This is a genomic window from Sphingopyxis sp. GW821-FHT12F08, assembly GCF_058806755.1.
Map to the genome: position 1 here is coordinate 148,715 of NZ_JBXAQA010000004.1, position 17,625 is coordinate 166,339.

The 17,625-nt window shown below is 66.8% G+C and carries 16 protein-coding genes and 1 tRNA gene; 12 read left to right on the plus strand and 5 right to left on the minus strand.

Annotated features, from left to right (window positions below):
- Positions 1–252 precede the first annotated feature (252 nt).
- A complete protein-coding gene (locus tag AC1RNQ_RS12610; RefSeq protein ID WP_493171494.1) occupies positions 253–1,707 on the plus strand; it encodes a coniferyl aldehyde dehydrogenase in 1,455 nt (484 codons plus the stop codon).
- Between the two features lie 121 nt (positions 1,708–1,828).
- Here the strand turns inward: AC1RNQ_RS12610 and AC1RNQ_RS12615 are convergent, their stop codons facing one another.
- Positions 1,829–2,926, minus strand: a complete 1,098-nt coding sequence (locus AC1RNQ_RS12615; protein ID WP_493171495.1) for an AI-2E family transporter — start codon at positions 2,924–2,926, stop codon at positions 1,829–1,831.
- A 102-nt stretch (positions 2,927–3,028) separates the two neighbouring features.
- Here AC1RNQ_RS12615 and AC1RNQ_RS12620 point away from each other — a divergent pair.
- From AC1RNQ_RS12620 to AC1RNQ_RS12635, 4 genes are all read left to right on the plus strand, one after another.
- Positions 3,029–3,113 (plus strand) — tRNA-Leu (locus AC1RNQ_RS12620).
- Positions 3,114–3,416: 303 nt separating this feature from the next.
- Positions 3,417–4,034 carry a PilZ domain-containing protein gene (locus AC1RNQ_RS12625; RefSeq protein WP_493171496.1) on the plus strand — a complete coding sequence of 206 codons (618 nt, stop codon included), beginning with the start codon at positions 3,417–3,419 and terminating at the stop codon, positions 4,032–4,034.
- Between the two features lie 310 nt (positions 4,035–4,344).
- Entirely contained in the window at positions 4,345–5,532 is a 1,188-nt protein-coding gene (locus AC1RNQ_RS12630; RefSeq protein WP_493171497.1) for an acetyl-CoA C-acyltransferase, read from the plus strand.
- A 194-nt stretch (positions 5,533–5,726) separates the two neighbouring features.
- Positions 5,727–6,203 carry an RcnB family protein gene (locus AC1RNQ_RS12635; RefSeq protein ID WP_493171498.1) on the plus strand — a complete coding sequence of 159 codons (477 nt, stop codon included), beginning with the start codon at positions 5,727–5,729 and terminating at the stop codon, positions 6,201–6,203.
- Positions 6,204–6,416: 213 nt separating this feature from the next.
- On the opposite strand, the gene AC1RNQ_RS12640 is transcribed toward AC1RNQ_RS12635, so the two are convergent.
- A complete protein-coding gene (locus AC1RNQ_RS12640) occupies positions 6,417–6,875 on the minus strand; it encodes an SH3 domain-containing protein (RefSeq protein WP_493171499.1) in 459 nt (152 codons plus the stop codon).
- A 126-nt stretch (positions 6,876–7,001) separates the two neighbouring features.
- Between AC1RNQ_RS12640 and AC1RNQ_RS12645 the strand changes: the two genes are divergently transcribed.
- Positions 7,002–8,000 carry a 2-hydroxyacid dehydrogenase gene (locus AC1RNQ_RS12645; RefSeq protein ID WP_493171500.1) on the plus strand — a complete coding sequence of 333 codons (999 nt, stop codon included), beginning with the start codon at positions 7,002–7,004 and terminating at the stop codon, positions 7,998–8,000.
- Between the two features lie 210 nt (positions 8,001–8,210).
- On the opposite strand, the gene AC1RNQ_RS12650 is transcribed toward AC1RNQ_RS12645, so the two are convergent.
- From AC1RNQ_RS12650 to AC1RNQ_RS12660, 3 genes are all read right to left on the minus strand, one after another.
- Positions 8,211–9,614: an NAD(P)H-dependent flavin oxidoreductase gene (locus AC1RNQ_RS12650; RefSeq protein ID WP_493171501.1), complete on the minus strand. Its 1,404-nt coding sequence runs from the start codon at positions 9,612–9,614 to the stop codon at positions 8,211–8,213.
- 99 nt (positions 9,615–9,713) lie between these two features.
- A complete protein-coding gene (locus AC1RNQ_RS12655; RefSeq protein WP_493171502.1) occupies positions 9,714–10,862 on the minus strand; it encodes a glycosyltransferase in 1,149 nt (382 codons plus the stop codon).
- Entirely contained in the window at positions 10,859–11,755 is an 897-nt protein-coding gene (locus AC1RNQ_RS12660) for an alpha/beta fold hydrolase (RefSeq protein WP_493171904.1), read from the minus strand. The genes AC1RNQ_RS12655 and AC1RNQ_RS12660 overlap by 4 nt, the downstream gene beginning before the upstream one ends.
- A 173-nt stretch (positions 11,756–11,928) precedes the next feature.
- Here AC1RNQ_RS12660 and astD point away from each other — a divergent pair, with 173 nt between their 5' ends.
- The 6 genes from astD to AC1RNQ_RS12690 all read left to right on the plus strand — a co-directional run bounded on the left by astD (position 11,929) and on the right by AC1RNQ_RS12690 (position 17,566).
- Complete coding sequence (gene astD, locus AC1RNQ_RS12665; protein WP_493171503.1) at positions 11,929–13,383, plus strand: succinylglutamate-semialdehyde dehydrogenase; 1,455 nt, start codon at positions 11,929–11,931, stop codon at positions 13,381–13,383.
- A 254-nt stretch (positions 13,384–13,637) separates the two neighbouring features.
- On the plus strand, positions 13,638–14,435 hold the full coding sequence (cobA, locus tag AC1RNQ_RS12670; RefSeq protein ID WP_493171504.1) for a uroporphyrinogen-III C-methyltransferase: 798 nt from the start codon (positions 13,638–13,640) through the stop codon (positions 14,433–14,435).
- Positions 14,432–14,728 (plus strand): DUF2849 domain-containing protein, encoded by a 297-nt coding sequence (locus AC1RNQ_RS12675; RefSeq protein ID WP_327466942.1) that lies wholly within the window; start codon positions 14,432–14,434, stop codon positions 14,726–14,728. The genes cobA and AC1RNQ_RS12675 overlap by 4 nt, the downstream gene beginning before the upstream one ends.
- A 1-nt stretch (position 14,729) precedes the next feature.
- A complete protein-coding gene (locus AC1RNQ_RS12680) occupies positions 14,730–16,361 on the plus strand; it encodes a nitrite/sulfite reductase (protein WP_493171505.1) in 1,632 nt (543 codons plus the stop codon).
- Positions 16,354–16,767 carry a DUF934 domain-containing protein gene (locus AC1RNQ_RS12685; RefSeq protein WP_493171506.1) on the plus strand — a complete coding sequence of 138 codons (414 nt, stop codon included), beginning with the start codon at positions 16,354–16,356 and terminating at the stop codon, positions 16,765–16,767. The genes AC1RNQ_RS12680 and AC1RNQ_RS12685 overlap by 8 nt, the downstream gene beginning before the upstream one ends.
- Entirely contained in the window at positions 16,760–17,566 is an 807-nt protein-coding gene (locus AC1RNQ_RS12690) for a phosphoadenylyl-sulfate reductase (RefSeq protein WP_493171507.1), read from the plus strand. Before AC1RNQ_RS12685 ends, AC1RNQ_RS12690 begins: the two co-directional genes overlap by 8 nt.
- The last annotated feature ends 59 nt before the right edge of the window (positions 17,567–17,625 follow it).

Genomic DNA, 17,625 nt, shown 5'->3' on the forward strand with positions numbered 1-17,625 from the left:
ATTATTGTGGTCAAATAGACATTCGGATGTCGACCGGGAGACACTGTGCCCCGGACCTTAAGCAAAGCCTATCGAACAGGGTTAACGGGATAGCGGCGATGTTATCCGGGACCGGGTCGCGAATCGCGGGTGCACGGCAGCCTGGTCCGCGCGGCCAGACCGGCTTCGGCCGCGAGCGAACAGCCAGTTTCATCTTGCAACCCGCCGCGTGGCATGATCAAACACCGCCCGCACAGATAGGGGAGACGGGTCATGGCCACTGCGATCGAACAGGATCTAGCCGGCGAAACCACGCGCATGCACGAGGTGCTCGCGGCGCAGAAGGCGAGCTTCACCGCCGCCATGCCCGAGAGTCTCGCCGTCCGCCGCGACCGCGTCGACCGCGCGATCGCGCTGCTCGTCGACAATGCCGAGGAGTTCGCCAAGGCGGTGAGCGAGGATTTCGGCCATCGCAGCCGCGAACAGACGCTGATGACCGACATCATGCCCTCGGTCAGCGCGCTCAAGCACGCGAAGAAGCACATGGCCGCCTGGTCGAAGGGCGAGAAGCGCAAGCCCACTTTCCCGCTCGGCCTGCTCGGTGCCAAGGCCGAGGTCGTCTACCAGCCCAAGGGCGTCGTCGGCGTCGTCGCGCCGTGGAACTTCCCGGTTGGCATGGTCTTCGTACCGATGGCGGGCATCCTCGCCGCGGGCAACCGCGCGATGATCAAGCCCAGCGAATATACCGAAAATGTCTCGGCGCTGATGGCGCGGCTGATCCCCGATTATTTCGACGAGAGCGAGATCGCGGTGTTCACCGGCGATGCCGAGGTCGGGGTCGCCTTTTCGAAGCTCGCGTTCGACCATATGATCTTCACGGGCGCGACGAGTGTGGGCAAGCATATCATGCGCGCCGCCGCCGATAATCTCGTCCCCGTGACGCTCGAACTCGGCGGCAAGTCGCCGACCTTCATCGGGCGCAGCGCCAACAAGGAACAGGCGGGGCAGCGCGTCGCGCTCGGCAAGCTGATGAACGCGGGGCAGATCTGCCTCGCCCCCGATTATCTGCTCGTCGCCGAGGACCAGGAGGGCGAGGTGATCGACAGCGTCGTCCGCGGCGCGACCGCGCTCTACCCGACGCTGCTCGCCAACGACGACTACACCTCGGTCGTCAACGTCCGCAATTACGACCGGCTGCAAAGCTACCTCGCCGACGCGCGCGAAAAGGGTGCCGAGGTGATCGAGGTCAATCCGGCGGGCGAGGATTTCGCGAGCGCCAACGGCCACAAGATGCCGCTCCACATCGTGCGCAATCCGACCGACGACATGAAGGTGATGCAGGAGGAGATTTTCGGGCCGATCCTGCCGGTCAAGACCTACAAGAGCATCGACGAGGCGATCGATTATGTGAACGCGAACGACCGCCCGCTCGGCCTCTATTATTTCGGGCAGGACAAGAGCGAGGAGGATCGCGTGCTGACGCGCACCATCTCGGGCGGCGTGACGGTCAACGACGTATTGTTCCACAATGCGATGGAGGACCTGCCCTTCGGCGGCGTCGGGCCGTCGGGCATGGGCAATTATCACGGCCTCGACGGTTTCCGCACCTTCAGCCACGCGCGCGCGGTGTACCGCCAGCCCAAGCTCGACGTCGCGGGCCTCGCGGGCTTCAAGCCGCCCTATGGCAAGGCGACCGCGAAGACGCTGGCGAAAGAGCTCAAGAAATAGGTTGAGGCGGAACCCTCGTTTCCGTTCGTGCTGAGCTTGTCGAAGCACCGTCCTTCTTCTTGCGGCGCAGAAGAGAAGAACGGCCCTTCGACAAGCTCAGGGCAAACGGATTTTGTGTTGGTTAGTCCTGCCCGGCGATCCGGATGTCCTTGCCCAGCAGCGTCTTCACATAGATGCGCTGCACCAGCACATAGACCACGACGGTCAGCGGCGCGGCGAGCAGCACGCCGAGGAAACCGAACAATATCCCCGCCGCAACCACCGCGAACAGCAGCACCGCGGGCGGCACATCGACCGCCTGTTTCTGGATCATCGGCTGCAGGAAATTGCCCTGCAACTGCTGGATCAACAGGAACAGCAGCAGCGTCCACAGCGCCGTCGCGGGCGAGACGGTGAAGGCGAGCAGCACCGCGGGCACGCCGGCGATGATCGGCCCGATCATCGGGATGACGTCGAGCAGGCCGGCGATCAGCCCGAGCCCGCCCGCCGCGGGCACGCCCAGCAAAGCAAGCCCCGCCCAGGTCAGCGCCGCGACGACCAGCGACGATACCGCCTGGCCGACCATCCAGCCCTTGAGCCCGCGCCCGGCATCGCCGAGCGCCAGCGCCGCGGTCTCCTCGGCCTTGGCCGGCAGCAACAGCAGCAACCCGCGGCGATAGGTCGCGGGATCGCTGGCGAGGAAGATGGCCGCCACCAGTACGAGCACGAAATCGGCGATGCCGCTGCCCGCGGCGAGCGCATAGCCGCCAGCCTGCGACGCGAGCCGCGAGATATCGTCGCTGCCGACCTCGGCGAGTTCGCGCACGCGCTGGCCGAGCCCATAGCGGTCGAGAAAGGCCTCGACCCCGCGCAACGCTTGCGGGATCTGTTCGCGGATCGTGTCGACCTCGCGCGCCAGCTGCGATCCGAAAAGCATGAAGGCGCCGGCGAAAATCGCGACGATCCCCGCGACCGACAGCGCCAGCGCGATGCCGCGCCCGATGCGGGTCCTGCGGCAAAGCCAGCTCGCGATGGCATCGAAGATCGCGCCGAGCACCACCGCGGCGAAGACGAGCATGAAGAAGCGCGTGAGGGTGACCGTCAGCCACGCAACCCCGACGATCGCGAGCACGATCACCGCCGCGACGGCGATCCGGCCGGGCGACCAGGCGGGCGCGGGCGGCGCCTTGCTGCGCGATCGGGCGGCGGGAGCGGCGGGCGCATCGGCATTTTCGGTCATGCCGCCACCTTATCGGCGCCGCGCGGCGGCGCAACCGTCTGCTTTGTCATCATTCGCGCTGGACGCGGGCGGGGGTTTTGTGGCAACGGCGCTGCTCCACGGGCCCCTGTGGTGAAATTGGTAGACGCGCTCGACTCAAAATCGAGTTCCGCAAGGAGTGCTGGTTCGAGTCCGGCCAGGGGCACCATCGATCCTTTCCCTATGATCGACAAGGACGGTGCAGCATCACCGGTCGCGCTTTGCCTCTCGGCGCATTGCTTCCGATCCGGTAATATTTAACGCGCTGTAGTTGGAAATTATTCATATTCTAAAGGCATTCTGTGCCCAAGCCCTGATGGGTGCGTTGTCTTGTCCTTAACGATCCCGGTGGGCCAGCCGGGGAATCGGGGGCGGGCCGTAGCCGCCGGGACGGAGGTGGGGTAGAAGCCAAGCGGATGAATTTTAGCAGCTTTATGTCTCTTCTGGGCGCTGTTGGAATCAGGAGGAAGGCATGATCGAACCCCGCTTCTCTCCCCCGGGAGACGAACAGGATATGGAAAGCGATCGCCGCGGCGGCGACCGCTTTCGCACCGTGTGGCGCATCGCAAAGGTCACGCGCGATGGCGACGCGGGGCTGTGGCGCGTGCGCAACATGTCCGACGGCGGCATGATGCTGGCGGTCGATGTTCCCGTGACGATCGGCGAGCGGCTCGAAATCGCGCTGTCCGAAACCGTCGTGATCCACGGCCGCGTCGCCTGGTGCGAGGCGGGCAAGTGCGGCGTCGCCTTCGACGCCGCGGTCGACGGCAACGAAGTGCTGCGCCAGCTCGCCGCCGAACAACAGTCGGGCGACTATCGCGCCCCGCGCCTGCCGGTGCACACGCGCGCGCAGTTGATCACCGACGGCGCGGTCAGCGACATCGAACTCGCCGACCTGTCGCAAAGCGGCGCGGGCTTCGTGCACCACCACGGCCAGTTCGAGGTCGGCAAGGCACTCGAACTCGTGCTGCCGGGGGGCATCCGCCGCCAGGCGATCGTCCGCTGGTCGCGCGCCGGGCGCGGCGGCCTGTGGCTGACCGAACCGCTGGGACGCGCCGATCTGGAGAGCATCCGCCACTTTCAGGGGTGAGGGTAGCGGGCCGAACGCGACGTTTATAGCATCGTCATCCTGAACTTGTTTCAGGATCCATGGCCCGTCGTTTCCTTCGGCGCAGCGCTGGACGGGAGTGCAGGCCGTGGATGCTGAAACGAGTTCAGCATGACGAGATTTAAAGGGCAGCTAACCACCCTCAAAGCGATCGCCTGGAAGCCGTTCTCAAGCCGTTCTTTCGCGCGTCCGAGAAAGTCTTGGGCGGACAAACCGCCCCTCCCCCTTTCGCAGTTGCAGCAATTGGGCTAATCGGGCCGCCGATCTGTTTTTCCCTACGGAGTCCCCCGCCATGACCGCCACCGATCCCGTCGTCTTCCTTTCCTATGCCCGCACCCCGATGGGCGGCATGCAGGGTGCGCTCTCGGACGCGAGCGCGACCGACCTCGGCGCGACCGCGGTGAAGGCGGCAGTCGAGCGCGCGGGCGTGTCGGGCGACGATATCGAGCGCATCTATATGGGCTGCGTGCTTCCCGCCGGCCTCGGCCAGGCGCCGGCGCGCCAGGCCGCGATCAAGGCGGGCCTGCCCAAGTCGGTGCAGGCGACCACGGTCAACAAGGTGTGCGGTTCGGGCATGCAAACCGTCATCATGGGTGCCGAAGCGCTCGCTGCGGGCAGCATCGACCTGGTCGTCGCGGGCGGCATGGAATCGATGACCAACGCCCCCTATCTGCTCAAGAAGCATCGGTCGGGCGCGCGCATCGGGCACGACACCGCCTATGACCATATGTTCCTCGACGGGCTGGAAGACGCCTATGAAGCCGGCCGCGCGATGGGGACGTTCGCGCAGGACACCGCCGACGCCTATCAGCTCTCGCGTCAGGCGCAGGACGATTATACGCTGGAATCGCTGAGCCGCGCCAAGGCGGCGATCGCCGACGGCGCCTTTGCCAGCGAGATCGCGCCGGTGACGATCGCGGGCCGCAAGGGCGACGTCGTCGTCGACACCGACGAGGCGCCGGGCAAGGCGATGCCCGACAAGATCCCGACGCTGAAGCCCGCCTTTGCCAAGGACGGCACGATCACCGCCGCGACCAGCAGCTCGATTTCGGACGGCGCCGCCGCGGTGGTGCTGACGCGCCAGTCGGTCGCCGACGCCAAGGGCGCCAAGCCCGTCGCGCGCCTCGTCGCACACAGCGCGCATGCGCAGGAGCCGAAGGATTTCACCGTCGCTCCCGTCGGCGCGATCAACAAATTGCTCGCCAAGACCGGCTGGAGCATCGGCGACGTCGACCTGTTCGAGGTCAATGAGGCCTTTGCCTGCGTCGCGATGTTCGCGATGCACGACCTCGGCATCCCGCGCGAGAAGATCAACGTCCATGGCGGCGCGACCGCGCTCGGCCATCCGATCGGCGCCAGCGGCACGCGCATCATCACGACGCTGATCGCCGCGCTGCAGCGCCACGGCAAGACCCGCGGCATCGCCAGCCTGTGCATCGGCGGCGGCGAAGCCACCGCGGTAGCGATCGAGCTGGTCTGATCCGGCTTTTCGGCGAAAGTTCCGGGGCGTCGTCGCAAGACGGCGCCCTTTCGTCGTTATGGCGCGACAATTTGCGACACTAATGTCCTGAAAATAAACGCGGCATTCCGGCTCCGTTCAAACCGACTCGCCTATTCCCATCCCTGTCATCGGGCAGATCCCCTCCCCCTGACGGATGAACAAGGAATGGCACAATGAAGAGCAAATTTCTCACCGCCGGCCTGATCGCCGCGATGATGGTTCCCGCGACCATGCCCGTCGCCGCGCAGGCGCAGACGCGCGAAATCCGCAAGGATCGTCAGGACGTTCGCGAAGAGCAGCGCGAGCTGCGCGATGCCCAGCGTCGCGGCGACCGCGGCGATATCCGCGAGGAACGCCGTGAATTGCGCGATGCGAAGGGCGATCTGCGCGACAGCCGTCAGGACTGGCGCCAGGACCGCCGCTATTCGAATTATCGCGCCCCCTTCCGCTACCAGCAGTTCCGCGTCGGCGCGACCCTGCGCTCGAGCTATTACGCACCGAGCTATCGTCCGACCTGGGACAGCCGCTGGGGCTTGCCGCGCGCGGGCCGCAACCTGACCTATGTCCGCCACTATAACGACCTGCTGCTCGTCAACGAGCGCAACGGCCGGGTGGTCAAGGTCTATCGCAACCACTTCCGCTGGCGCTAAGCCCGCGGGTCATGGGGAGGGCCGGACGGGAAACCGTCCGGCCCTTTTTCCGTGGGGGAACCGCCCTTCAATTCTCGTCATGCTGAACTTGTTTCAGGATCCATGGCCGGACCTCTCGTCCGGCGCTGCGCCGAAGGAAGCGGCAGACAATGGATCCTGAAACAAGTTCAGGATGACGATGCCATAGAAGTCGGCGATCGCCGAACCTCGCCGTCAATCGCCCCAGATATGGTCGGTTTCGATCCAGCCGCGCCGGCCCTTGACGTCGAGCATGCACCAGCCGTTCGCGCAGTCGGTGATCTTTCCCACGACGCCGGGTTCGGCGCGGTAGAGGACGGGTGACGCGCCGCTCGCCGCCTCGCGGAGCGGGCGGATGTCGCCGACGACGATCGCAGTGCGCGTGCGGCTGAGCAGCCGCGCCGCCATCCAGCCCTGGGTGCCGTCGGGATCCTCTATCTTGCGCCAGGTTTCGTGCCGCGCGACGACCTTTACCGGCAGGTCCTTACGGCGATATTCCCAGATCACCGGGACGTCGGGCGACGGCCCCTTGCGCATCCGCGCCTCGTCGACGCTGATCGAGGCCCAATAGGGAAGTTCGGGGTCGGACTGCGCCGCCGCCGGTCCCACCACGGCAAGGCCAAGCAAAATAACGGCTAAATGTCGGCTGGTCATCGTTGATCCTTGTCGCAATCACTGTGCTTTTTCAACCGTCGACGAAGACATAAGCCTTGGCTTGCCCACAGGTTGCGCGCGAACCGCCCCCTTGACCCTTGGGCGCGCGCGCGCTCTATCGGCGCCATGCCCGATTCATCCCGCCCGCGGCGCCCGCGCGTCATCGTCACCCGCCAGCTGATGCCGCATGTCGAGGCGCGCATGGCCGAATTGTTCGACGTCGCGCTGTCGGCGCACGACCATGTTTTTTCGGCGGCGGAGCTGAAGGCGGCGGTCGCCGATTGCGACGTGTTCGTGCCGACGGTGACCGACGAGATCAATGCCGAGATCATCGCCGCGGCGGGCGAGCGGCTGAAGCTGATCGCCAATTTCGGCGCCGGGGTCGACCATATCGACCTCGCCGCCGCGCGCGCCAAGGGCATCATGGTGTCGAACACCCCGGGGGTGTTCACCGAGGATACCGCCGACATGACGATGGCGCTGATCCTGAGCGTCCCGCGGCGGCTGGCCGAGGGCGAGAAGCTCATGCGCTCGGGCAAATGGGCCGGCTGGGCGCCGAGCGCGATGCTGGGGCACCGCGTCGGCGGCAAATTGCTCGGCATCATCGGCATGGGGCGCATCGGCCTCGCAGTCGCGCGGCGCGCGCGGGCGTTCGGGCTGTCGATCCATTATCACAACCGCCGCCGCCTGCCCGAAGCCATTGAGGAGGAATTGGGCGCGAGCTATCATGCGAGCGTCGACACGCTGCTGCGCATCAGCGACGTGGTGACGATCCACTGCCCGCACACCGGCGAGACGCACGAGATGGTCAATGCCGCACGGATCGCGTCGATGAAGCCGACGGCGTACCTCATCAACACCGCGCGCGGCGAGATCGTCGACGAGGGCGCGCTGATCGCGGCGCTCAAGACCGGGCGCATCGCGGGCGCCGGACTCGACGTCTATACGCACGAGCCCGCGGTCGACCCCGAACTGCTCGCGCTCGACAATGTCGTGCTGCTGCCGCACCTGGGCTCAGCGACGATCGAGGGGCGCGAGGCGTCGGGCGAAAAGGTCATCGCCAATATCCGCGCGTGGAGCGACGGGCATCGGCCGCCGGATCAGGTGCTGGAGGGATGGGCCTGACAAGCGCCCTGAAATTGGCCCGCACAAAGCCACGAAGCCACAAAGCCAAAAGATATTTGAGAGCCGCTCGCCCTGAGCTTGTCGAAGGGCTGTTCTATCTTTGAACGTCGAAGAAGAACGGTGCTTCGACAGGCTCAGCACGAACGGAATAGAGAGTTTCTTTGTGGATTCGTGACTTTGTGCGAGTCTCAAATCACCCAAGCCCGCGGATCAATCCCCCGTCAGAATCCGGTCGACGAGTTGCTTCACCGTCGGGGTGAAATTGTTCGAATAAAAGGGATCGGTCTTGAAGTTGAACGCGGCGTGGCCGGCGAACATCAGATTCTGTTCGGGGTCGCCGCCGTGCGCGATGTCCTGCAGCGTTTTCTGGATGCAGAAGCTGCGCGGGTCGGCGAGGTAGCCGGTGGTGTAATCGTCATGGTCCTTCCACGACGAAAAACCGCAATGCGACAGGCAGCCCATGCAGTCGGTCTGGTCCTTGCGGATGACCGCCTTGTCGCTGTCGGTCACGAAGACGACGGTGTTGTCGGGGGTCTTCAGCGCCTCGGTATAGCCCTCGGCGAACCAGTCGCGCGCGCGGGCGCGGTCGTGGGGGGTGACCCAGAAATTCTTGCCCTTCACCCCGACATCGAGCTGGACGATATGGTCGCCGGCCTCCTGTTTCGAATAAGGAATCTGACGCTCCGAGCGCGCTTCGAGATCGCGCAGGAAGGGCGTGCGCACCGCGCTCGAATAGAAGCCGGTCGGCGAGAAACGGTGGAGGAGCACGTCGCCGTCGTCGAGGGTGCGGAGGCGATCCTTCCACGCCTGCGGGATCGGGCTTTCCTCGGTCAAGAGCGGGCGCGTGCCGTACTGGAAGACGATCTGGCCGAGTTCGGGATTGTCGATCCAATCCTCCCAGTCGCGCAGATACCAGACGCCGCCGGCCATCACGATCGGCACATCGTCCGAAATCCCCTCGGCGCGCATCGTGTCGCGCACCGCCTTGACGCGCGGATAAGGGTCCTGGGGCACCAGCGGATCTTCGGCGTTCGACAGGCCGTTGTGGCCGCCGGCGAGCCAGGGGTCCTCGTACACCACCGCGCCGAGCAGGTGCGGAACCTTGTGATAGGCGCGCTTCCACAGCGCGCGAAAGGCGCGCGCCGAGCTGATGATCGGCAGGTACATCACATTGTGGCGCTCGGCGATTTCGCTGAGCTTGTACGGCATGCCCGCGCCGCAGGTGACCCCGGCGATCATGCCCTTGGTCCGCGACAGCACGCCCTCGAGGATCTGCTGCGCGCCGCCCATTTCCCAGAGCACGTTGATGTTGATCGCGCCGTTGCCGCCCGCCAGTTCATAAGCGCGCTCGACCTGCGCCACCGCGCCGTCGATGCCGTACTGGATCAGTTCCTCGTGGCGCTCGCGCCGGGTCAGCGCGTTATAGACCTGCGGGACGATCTTGCCCTCGGCGTCGTAGCTGTCGGCGTTGACCGCCGACACGGTGCCGATGCCGCCCGCCGCGGCCCAGGCGCCGCTCGACATATGGTTGGTCGCGGACACGCCCTTGCCCCCCTCGACCAGCGGCCACACTTCGCGGCCGCCGTAAAGGATGGGCTTCAAACCTTTGAACACGTGAACCTCTTTCTCTCGCCCGGCTGCGTTTCGCGCTCAGGCCCCCTTTTTTGCCGCTTCCGTAAGCGGAAGGCGGCGATGAAAGTCAATGGGCGCGCGCTACTCCCCGGAGAAAAGGCGGCGACCGTCCAGCGCGCGACCATAGAGATTTTCGTAGGCCGCGACCATGGTTGATTCGTCGAAGCGTTCGGCGGCGGCGTGGCGGTTCGCCTCCCCCACGGCGCGGCGAAGCGCGGCGTCGGCGGCGAGTTCGGCGAGCGCGGCGCGGAAGGCGGCTTCGTCGGCGGCGACATAAGGGCGGTTCTCGGTCGAGACCATTGCCGCGACGTCGCCGACATCGGGGCTCGCGACGGGCAGCCCCGCCGCCATCGCCTCGATGACCGCGATCGGTGCCTGTTCGCTGTGCGACGACAGCGCGAGCAGGTCGAAATGGCCGATCCAGCGCGCGGGCTCGGCCATGAAGCCCGGCATCACGAGCCGGTCGGCCATGCCGCAGGCGGCCGCCTCGGCGAGGATCGCGGCGCGCTCGGGCCCCTCGCCCACGATGACGAGGCGGACGTTGGCGGGCAGCGGCGCGACGGCGCGGACGAGGCGCGGCAGGTCCTTGACCTTGCGCAGCCCCGCGACGGTGCCGATCACCACTTCGCCCGGACGCCGTTCGAAGCCGGGGATGGGCACGTCCGGTCCGCCGGCATAGGCGGCGACGTCGATGCCGTTGCGGATCAGCTGCGTGCGCCGCGCCGCGCCCCATTCGGCGGCGGCGATCCGCTCGAGCAGCCGCGACGGCACGACGAGCGCCTCCGCCGTCGGCAGCGCGAGGCGGCGGAAGGCGTTGCGCTTCCAGTTGCGCCGGGCGCTCTCGTCCTCGTTGAACCCGTCCTCGTGATGGATCAGCGGCGGCAGGCCGCGCGTCTGCGCGAACAGGCGGTGCGCCATAACCCCGTCCATCGCGCCCCAATTATAGCTGAGGATCAGGTCGAAGCCCGCCATATAGCGTGCCAGCGCCCGGTAGCGCGCCGGCCCCGGCTTGCCATGCAGCGCGGGTGCCGCCTCGCCGGGGAAATCGGCCTTGATGCCCGGATCGATCGCGCCGCGCGCGCCGAGCGCGTCGGGCACGGCCGAGAGGATTATGTGCTCGGCGCGGCCGTCCATCAGGTTCATGAGCCGCGTCGCGCGCGCTTCCTTGCCGCCGAGCGAAAAGCTCGAATGGAGGTGCAGGATGCGGACCGGACGCGCCTCGTCGGTCACGCGGCGGGCAGCTCCGCTGCCCAGGCGTCGATCGCGGCGCGGGCTTCGGGTTCGTCCATCGTCGGGGCGTGGCCGACGCCGGGCACCTCGACCAACCGCGCGGCGGGTAGTTCGGCGACCATCTTGTCGGCCGCCGGGCGCGCGAGGATGTCCGATAGCATGCCGCGCAGGATCAGCAGCGGGCCTTCGCCCAGCGCGCGATAGACGGGCCACAGATCGGCCCCGGCCTCGCCGCCGTGCGGCACGCGCAGCGGCGCCGCGATCTGCTTGTCGTAATCGGTGACGATGCGCCCCTCGGGGGTCAACCTGTGCGTGCGCTTGGTCAGGCGCAGCCAGTCGTGGATGCCGTAACCGGGGTAGACCGCGGCGTTGAGCTCGGCGACCGCGCGCGCCGCGTGAATCCACGTCGGCTGGCTGCCGCCGGTGCCGATATAGTCGCGGATGCGCGCGAGGCCGGCCGCCTCGAGCTCAGGGCCGACGTCGTTGAGCACCGCGCCGACGAGCCGCCCGGGCAGGGTCGCGGCGAGGATCATCGACACGAGCCCGCCGAGCGAGGTGCCGATCGTCGCGAAGCGCTGGATTCCGCGATCGTCGAGCAGCGCGACGACGTCCTGCACATAGGAGAGCGGGACATAGGTCATCGGATCCTTGGCGTAGGCGCTTTCGCCGCGGCCGCGAAACTCGACGACGATGACGCGGCGGCGCTCGGCGAGATGCGGCGCGAGCCCCTCGAAATCGCGGGCATTGCGCGCCAACCCGGGCAGGCAGAGGATCGGCGGGAGCGCCTCGACCGGCTCGGGCGGGTCATAGACGCGCGCGTGCAGCCGCACGCCGTCGGGCGACCACCAATAATGGTCCCACCAGCGCTCGCGATGATCCTGCTTGACCGAAATGGCGGGTCCCCTTTTGCGCCGGCTGTCGACGGGATTCGCCGCATCTATCGCCAACCCAGCGCGCGCGCGCAAGCGATGCTTGGGGCGTCGGCTTGCCGGGTCAGGCTTTCGCCGATAAGAGCAGGGGCGATGCTGCGACTGTCCTCCATCATCGCCCGCACCGGGGCGACGTCATGACCGCCGAACTGGTTTCGCACGATCCCGCCACGGGCATGGAAGTCTGGCGCCGCGCGATCAGCGACGTCGATCACGAGGTCGAGATCGGCCGCCGCGCCTGGCCCGAATGGGCGGCCAAGCCCCTCACCTTCCGCACCGAGACGATGCGCCGCTTCGCCGACCGGGTGAAGGCCGAGGCCGAGACGCTGGCGACCCTGATTTCGCGCGAGACCGGCAAGCCGCTCTGGGAAGCGCGCACCGAGGTGGAATCGGTTGCGAACAAGGTCGACATCTCGATCAACGCCTATTCGGAGCGGACGTCGAACCGCCGCATCGAGGGCGCGATGGGGCTGCGCAACGCGGTGCGGCACAAGCCGCACGGGCTGCTCGCAGTGCTGGGACCCTATAATTTCCCGGCGCATCTGCCGAACGGGCATATCGTCCCGGCGCTGATCGCGGGCAATTCGGTGGTGTTCAAGCCGTCGGAAAAGACCCCCGCGACGGGCGCGATGCTCGTCGACCTGTTCCATAGCGCGGGGGTGCCCAAGGAGGTGCTGCGGCTCGTCGTCGGCGGCCCCGACGAGGGCAAGGCGCTCGCGGGGCATCCGGGGATCGACGGGCTGCTGTTCACCGGCTCGGCGCGCACCGGGCTCGCGCTCAACCGCCAGTTCGCCAACCGCCCCGACAAGATCCTCGCGCTCGAAATGGGCGGCAACAACCCCGTCGTCGTGTGGGACACCCCCGACCTCCACACCGCGGCGATTCTGGTGGTGCAGTCGGCGTTCCTCAGCGCCGGGCAGCGCTGCACCAACGCGCGGCGGCTGATCGTGCGCGAGAGCATGGCCGACCGGCTGATCGACGAGGTCCGCCGCCTCGCGAACCGGCTGATCGTCGACGAACCCTTTGCGACCCCGGCGCCCTATATGGGGCCGGTGATCGATAACGAGGCCGCCGACGGGCTGACCGAGAGCTTTCTGATCCTGATGTCGAACGGCGGGCATGTGGTGCGCCACATGACGCGCCCGGTGCGCGACCGGCCGTTCCTGACCCCCGGGATCATCGACGTCACCGACATGGCCGAGCGTCCCGACATCGAGCTGTTCGGCCCGCTGCTGCAGGTGGTGCGCGTCGACAGTTTCGAGGCGGCGATCGCCGAGGCGAACAACACCAGTTTCGGCCTGTCGGCGGCGCTGATCGGCGGCAGCCCGCAGCTCTACGACCAGTTCTGGGCGAATGCGCGCGCGGGGGTGATCAACTGGAACCGCCCGACCAACGGCGCGTCGTCGGCCGCGCCCTTCGGCGGCATCGGCCTGTCGGGCAACCACCGGCCGAGCGCCTTCTATGCCGCCGATTATTGCGCCTATCCGGTCGCCAGCTCCGAATGCGAGTCGACCCGCGCGTCGATCGGCGTCGGGCTGCGCGACATCGACAAGGACAGCGAGCCGCTGCCGTTGATGCGGGATAAGAGGTGATGCCCGACCCCTCCTCTTCAGAGGAGGGGCAGAGAGACTTGGTCCGGCGCAGCCGGGCCTTTAGTCGAACGGGGTGGTGGCCGAAGGCTTGCGCCCAGCCGCGAACACCACCCCGCTGCGACTAACGAACAAGTTCGTAAGTCTCGCAGGCCCCTCCTCTTGAAGAGGAGAGGCTTAAAGGCGCAATTTTACCTTCACCCCCGTCAATAAAGCCTGCTTTGCGCTTTCGGGGCGCGCAAACCATGTTGCCGACCATGGAAAAGAGTCTCCCTCTCGCGGGCAAATTATGGCTCGTCGGCGCCGGTCCGGGCGATCCCGACCTGTTGACCTTGCGCGCCGCGCGGCTGCTCGAAAGCGCCGATCTCGTCGTCCACGACGGGCTCGTCGGCGAAGGCGTGCTCGCGCTGATTCCGCCGCATGTCGAGCGGATCAGCGTCGCGAAGCAGCGCAGCCGCCACACGATGAAGCAGGAGCTGATCAACGAGCTGCTCGTCCGCGAGACGCTCGCCGGCAAGCAGGTCGTGCGGCTGAAGGGTGGCGATCCCTTCATCTTCGGGCGCGGCGGCGAGGAACTCGATGCCGCGCGCGAAGCGGGGGTCGCCTGCGAAGTCGTCCCCGGCATCACCGCGGCCGCGGGCTGCGCCGCGCAGGCCGGTCTCCCCCTCACCCACCGCGAGGATGCGAGCGCGGTCAGCTTCGTCGCAGGCCAGTGCAAGGATCTGACCGACCAGGACTGGTCGGGGCTCGCAGGCCACGGCCGCACGCTCGTCATCTATATGGGCCTCGCGACGGCCAGCGCCATTGCTGACAAGCTGATCGCCGACGGCGTGTCGCCCGAGCTGCCCGTCGCGGTCGTCGAACGCGGCACCACTGCCGACGCGCGCGTCCTGCGCACCCTGCTCACCGATCTCGGCGACCTCGTCGCGCGCGAGAAGGTCGCGAGTCCGGCGCTGATCATCGTCGGCAAGGTCGCAGCACGCGCCGACGCGCTCGACTGCCTCGGCGCGCCCGGCGTTGCTAAAAACATAGAAAATATAAGGGACTTCACATGAAATTGCTCACGGGCAACGACCTGAAAACAGGCTTCGTCACCTGGTGGACTGGCGCCGACTGGTCGCTGCACATCGAGGACGCCGCCGACGTCGGCGAGCAGGGCGAGGCAATCCTCGCTGCCGAGGAAGGCGCGCGCCGCGTCAACGCGCCTTACATTATCGCGGGCGAGCAGACTGCCGACGGCCCGCGCCCCGCGCATATCAAGGACCGCATCCGCGCGCTCGGCCCGACCGTGCGCCCCGACCTGACGTTGAAACCCGCCGATCCCGCGGCCGGCGACTGGGTGATCTGACATGTATAAATATGACGAATATGACCAGCAAATGGTCGATGCCCGCGTGGCCGAGTTCAGCGACCAGGTAAAACGCCGCTTGGCAGGCGAGATCAGCGAGGACCAGTTCAAGCCGCTGCGGCTGATGAACGGCCTCTATCTCCAGCTCCACGCCTATATGCTGCGCGTCGCGGTGCCGTACGGCACGCTCGACGGCCGCCAGATGCGCATGCTGGCGCATATCGCGCGCAAGTACGACCGCGACTACGGCCATTTCACCACGCGCCAGAACATCCAGTATAACTGGATCAAGCTCGAGGATGCGCCCGCGATCCTCGCCGATCTGGCGTCGGTCGAGATGCACGCGATCCAGACGAGCGGCAATTGCATCCGCAACATCAGCTCGGACCAGTGGGCGGGCGCGGCCGCCGACGAGATTACCGATCCGCGCCCCTGGGCCGAACTGCTCCGCCAATGGTCGAGCTTCCACCCCGAATTCAGCTACCTGCCGCGCAAGTTCAAGATCGCGGTGATCGCCGCCGACGAGGATCGCGCCGCGATGCGCCTGCACGACATCGGCATCCAGATCGTCGAGAAGGACGGCGTCCATGGCGCGGCCTTCTATGTCGGCGGCGGCATGGGCCGCACCCCGATGATCGCGCCGCTGATCAAGGATTTCGTGCCGCTCGACGACATGCTGAGCTACGCCGAGGCGTGCCTGCGCGTCTACAATCGCTACGGCCGCCGCGACAATATCTACAAGGCGCGGATCAAGATCCTGATCCACGAATTGGGCGCCGACGAATATCGACGCCAGGTCGAGGAAGAATGGGCGCATGTGAAGTCGCTCGGCATCGACCCGCCCAAGGCCGAGTTCGACCGCATCGCCGCGCAATTCGCGCCGCCGCCGCTCGACGCCTCGGCGCCCGACGCGATCGACCGCAGCGATCCGGACTTTGCGGTGTGGGTCGACCAGAATGTCGCCGCGCACAAGGTGCCGGGCCATGCGATCGTCAACATCAGCCTGAAGCCCGTCGGCGGCATCCCCGGCGACGCCAGCTCGGCGCAGATCGACCTGATGGCCGACCTCGCCGAGACATACAGCCACGACGAGCTGCGCGTCACGCATGCGCAGAACATCGTGCTGCCGCACGTCCGCAAGGCCGATCTCTACACGATCTGGCAGGCGCTCGACGCGGCGGGGCTCGCGACGCCGAACCTCGACCTGATCAGCGATATCATCGCCTGCCCCGGACTCGATTATTGCAGCCTCGCCAATGCGCGCTCGATCCCGGTCGCACAGAAGATCGCGACGCGCTTTTCGGACCTTGGCCGCCAGAAGGAACTCGGCGAGCTGAAGCTCAAGATTTCGGGCTGCATCAACGCCTGCGGGCATCATCACGCCGGCCACATCGGCATCCTCGGCGTCGACCGCAAAGGCACCGAGAATTACCAGCTGCTGCTCGGCGGATCGGGTGCGGAGGACGTCAGCCTCGGCACGATCACCGGCCCCGGTTTCGACGAGGATGGCGTCGTCGATGCGATCGAGCGCGTGACCGACAAATATCTCGCCGAACGGAGCGAGGGCGAGCGCTTCGTCGACACCTTCCGCCGCATCGGCATGGCCCCCTTCAAGGAGGCGATCTATGGTTGAGCATCTGCACAGCGACGGCGAGGAACCCTGCGTCACGCTCGATGCCTTCCTGCAGCAGTCGAACGCGACCGCGGTGCGACTCGAATCCGACGAGGATGCGCGCGCGCTGATCCCTTTCCTCGACCGGCTCAAGCTGATCGAGGTCGCCTTTCCGAAATTCCGCGACGGTCGCGGCTATTCGTCGGGGCGCATCCTGCGCGAAGCCGGTTTCACCGGCGAACTCCGCGCGCAGGGCGACGTGCTGGTCGACCAGATCGCCTATCTGAAGCGCTGCGGCTTCGACAGCTTCGCGCCCGAAAAGGATCTCAATCCGGCGGACGTCGAAGCGGCGCTCGCCCGCTGGCCCGAACATTATCAGGGCGCCGCCGACGGCGCGGTGCCGATCTGGAAGCTGAGGCATGGCTGAGGTGACCGCCTTTTCCCCCAAAGGCAGCGAAGACCGCACGCGCGACCGGATCGACGTCGCGCCGCGCTTCACCCAGGCCGACGTCATCCGTTTGAACAACCTCTTCCGTGGCCAGGACGCCGCGGAGGTGGTGACGAGCGTGATCGGCGCGGGGCTGCTCGGCGAAACCGCGATCGTGTCGAGCTTCGGCGCCGAAAGCGCGGTGCTGCTGCACCTCGTCAGCCGTGTCGCGCCCGACATGCCGGTGCTGTTCCTCGACACCGGCAAGCATTTCCCGGAGACGCTCGCCTATCGCGATGAACTGGCCGCGAAGCTGGGGCTCAATATCGTCAACCTGACCCCCGATCCCGAAGAGCTGGCGAAGAAGGACGCGACCGAACTGCGCTGGTCCTACGACCCCGACGGCTGCTGCGAGATTCGCAAGGTCAAGCCGCTCGAAAAGGCGCTGACCGATTTCGACACCTCGATCACCGGGCGCAAGGGCTTCCAGTCGTCGACGCGCAGCGGCCTGCCGCGCTTCGAACTCGACGGCAGCACCGGCCGGCTGAAGTTCAACCCGCTCGCCAACTGGTCGCGCGCCGATCTCGACGCCTATTTCGAGGCGCACGACCTGCCGCGCCACCCGCTCGAGGCCGAGGGCTATCCCTCGATCGGCTGCTCGCCCTGCACGTCGAAGGTCAAGCCGGGCGAGGATCCGCGCTCGGGCCGCTGGCGCGGCTGGGACAAGACCGAATGCGGCATCCATGAAAGCGTGGTGTCGCCGATCGACGACGACCCGGCGAACGATCCGGCGTTCTGAACCCCAAATCAAACGCCCGTTCGTGCCGAGCTTGTCGAAGCACCGTCCTTGTCTTTGAC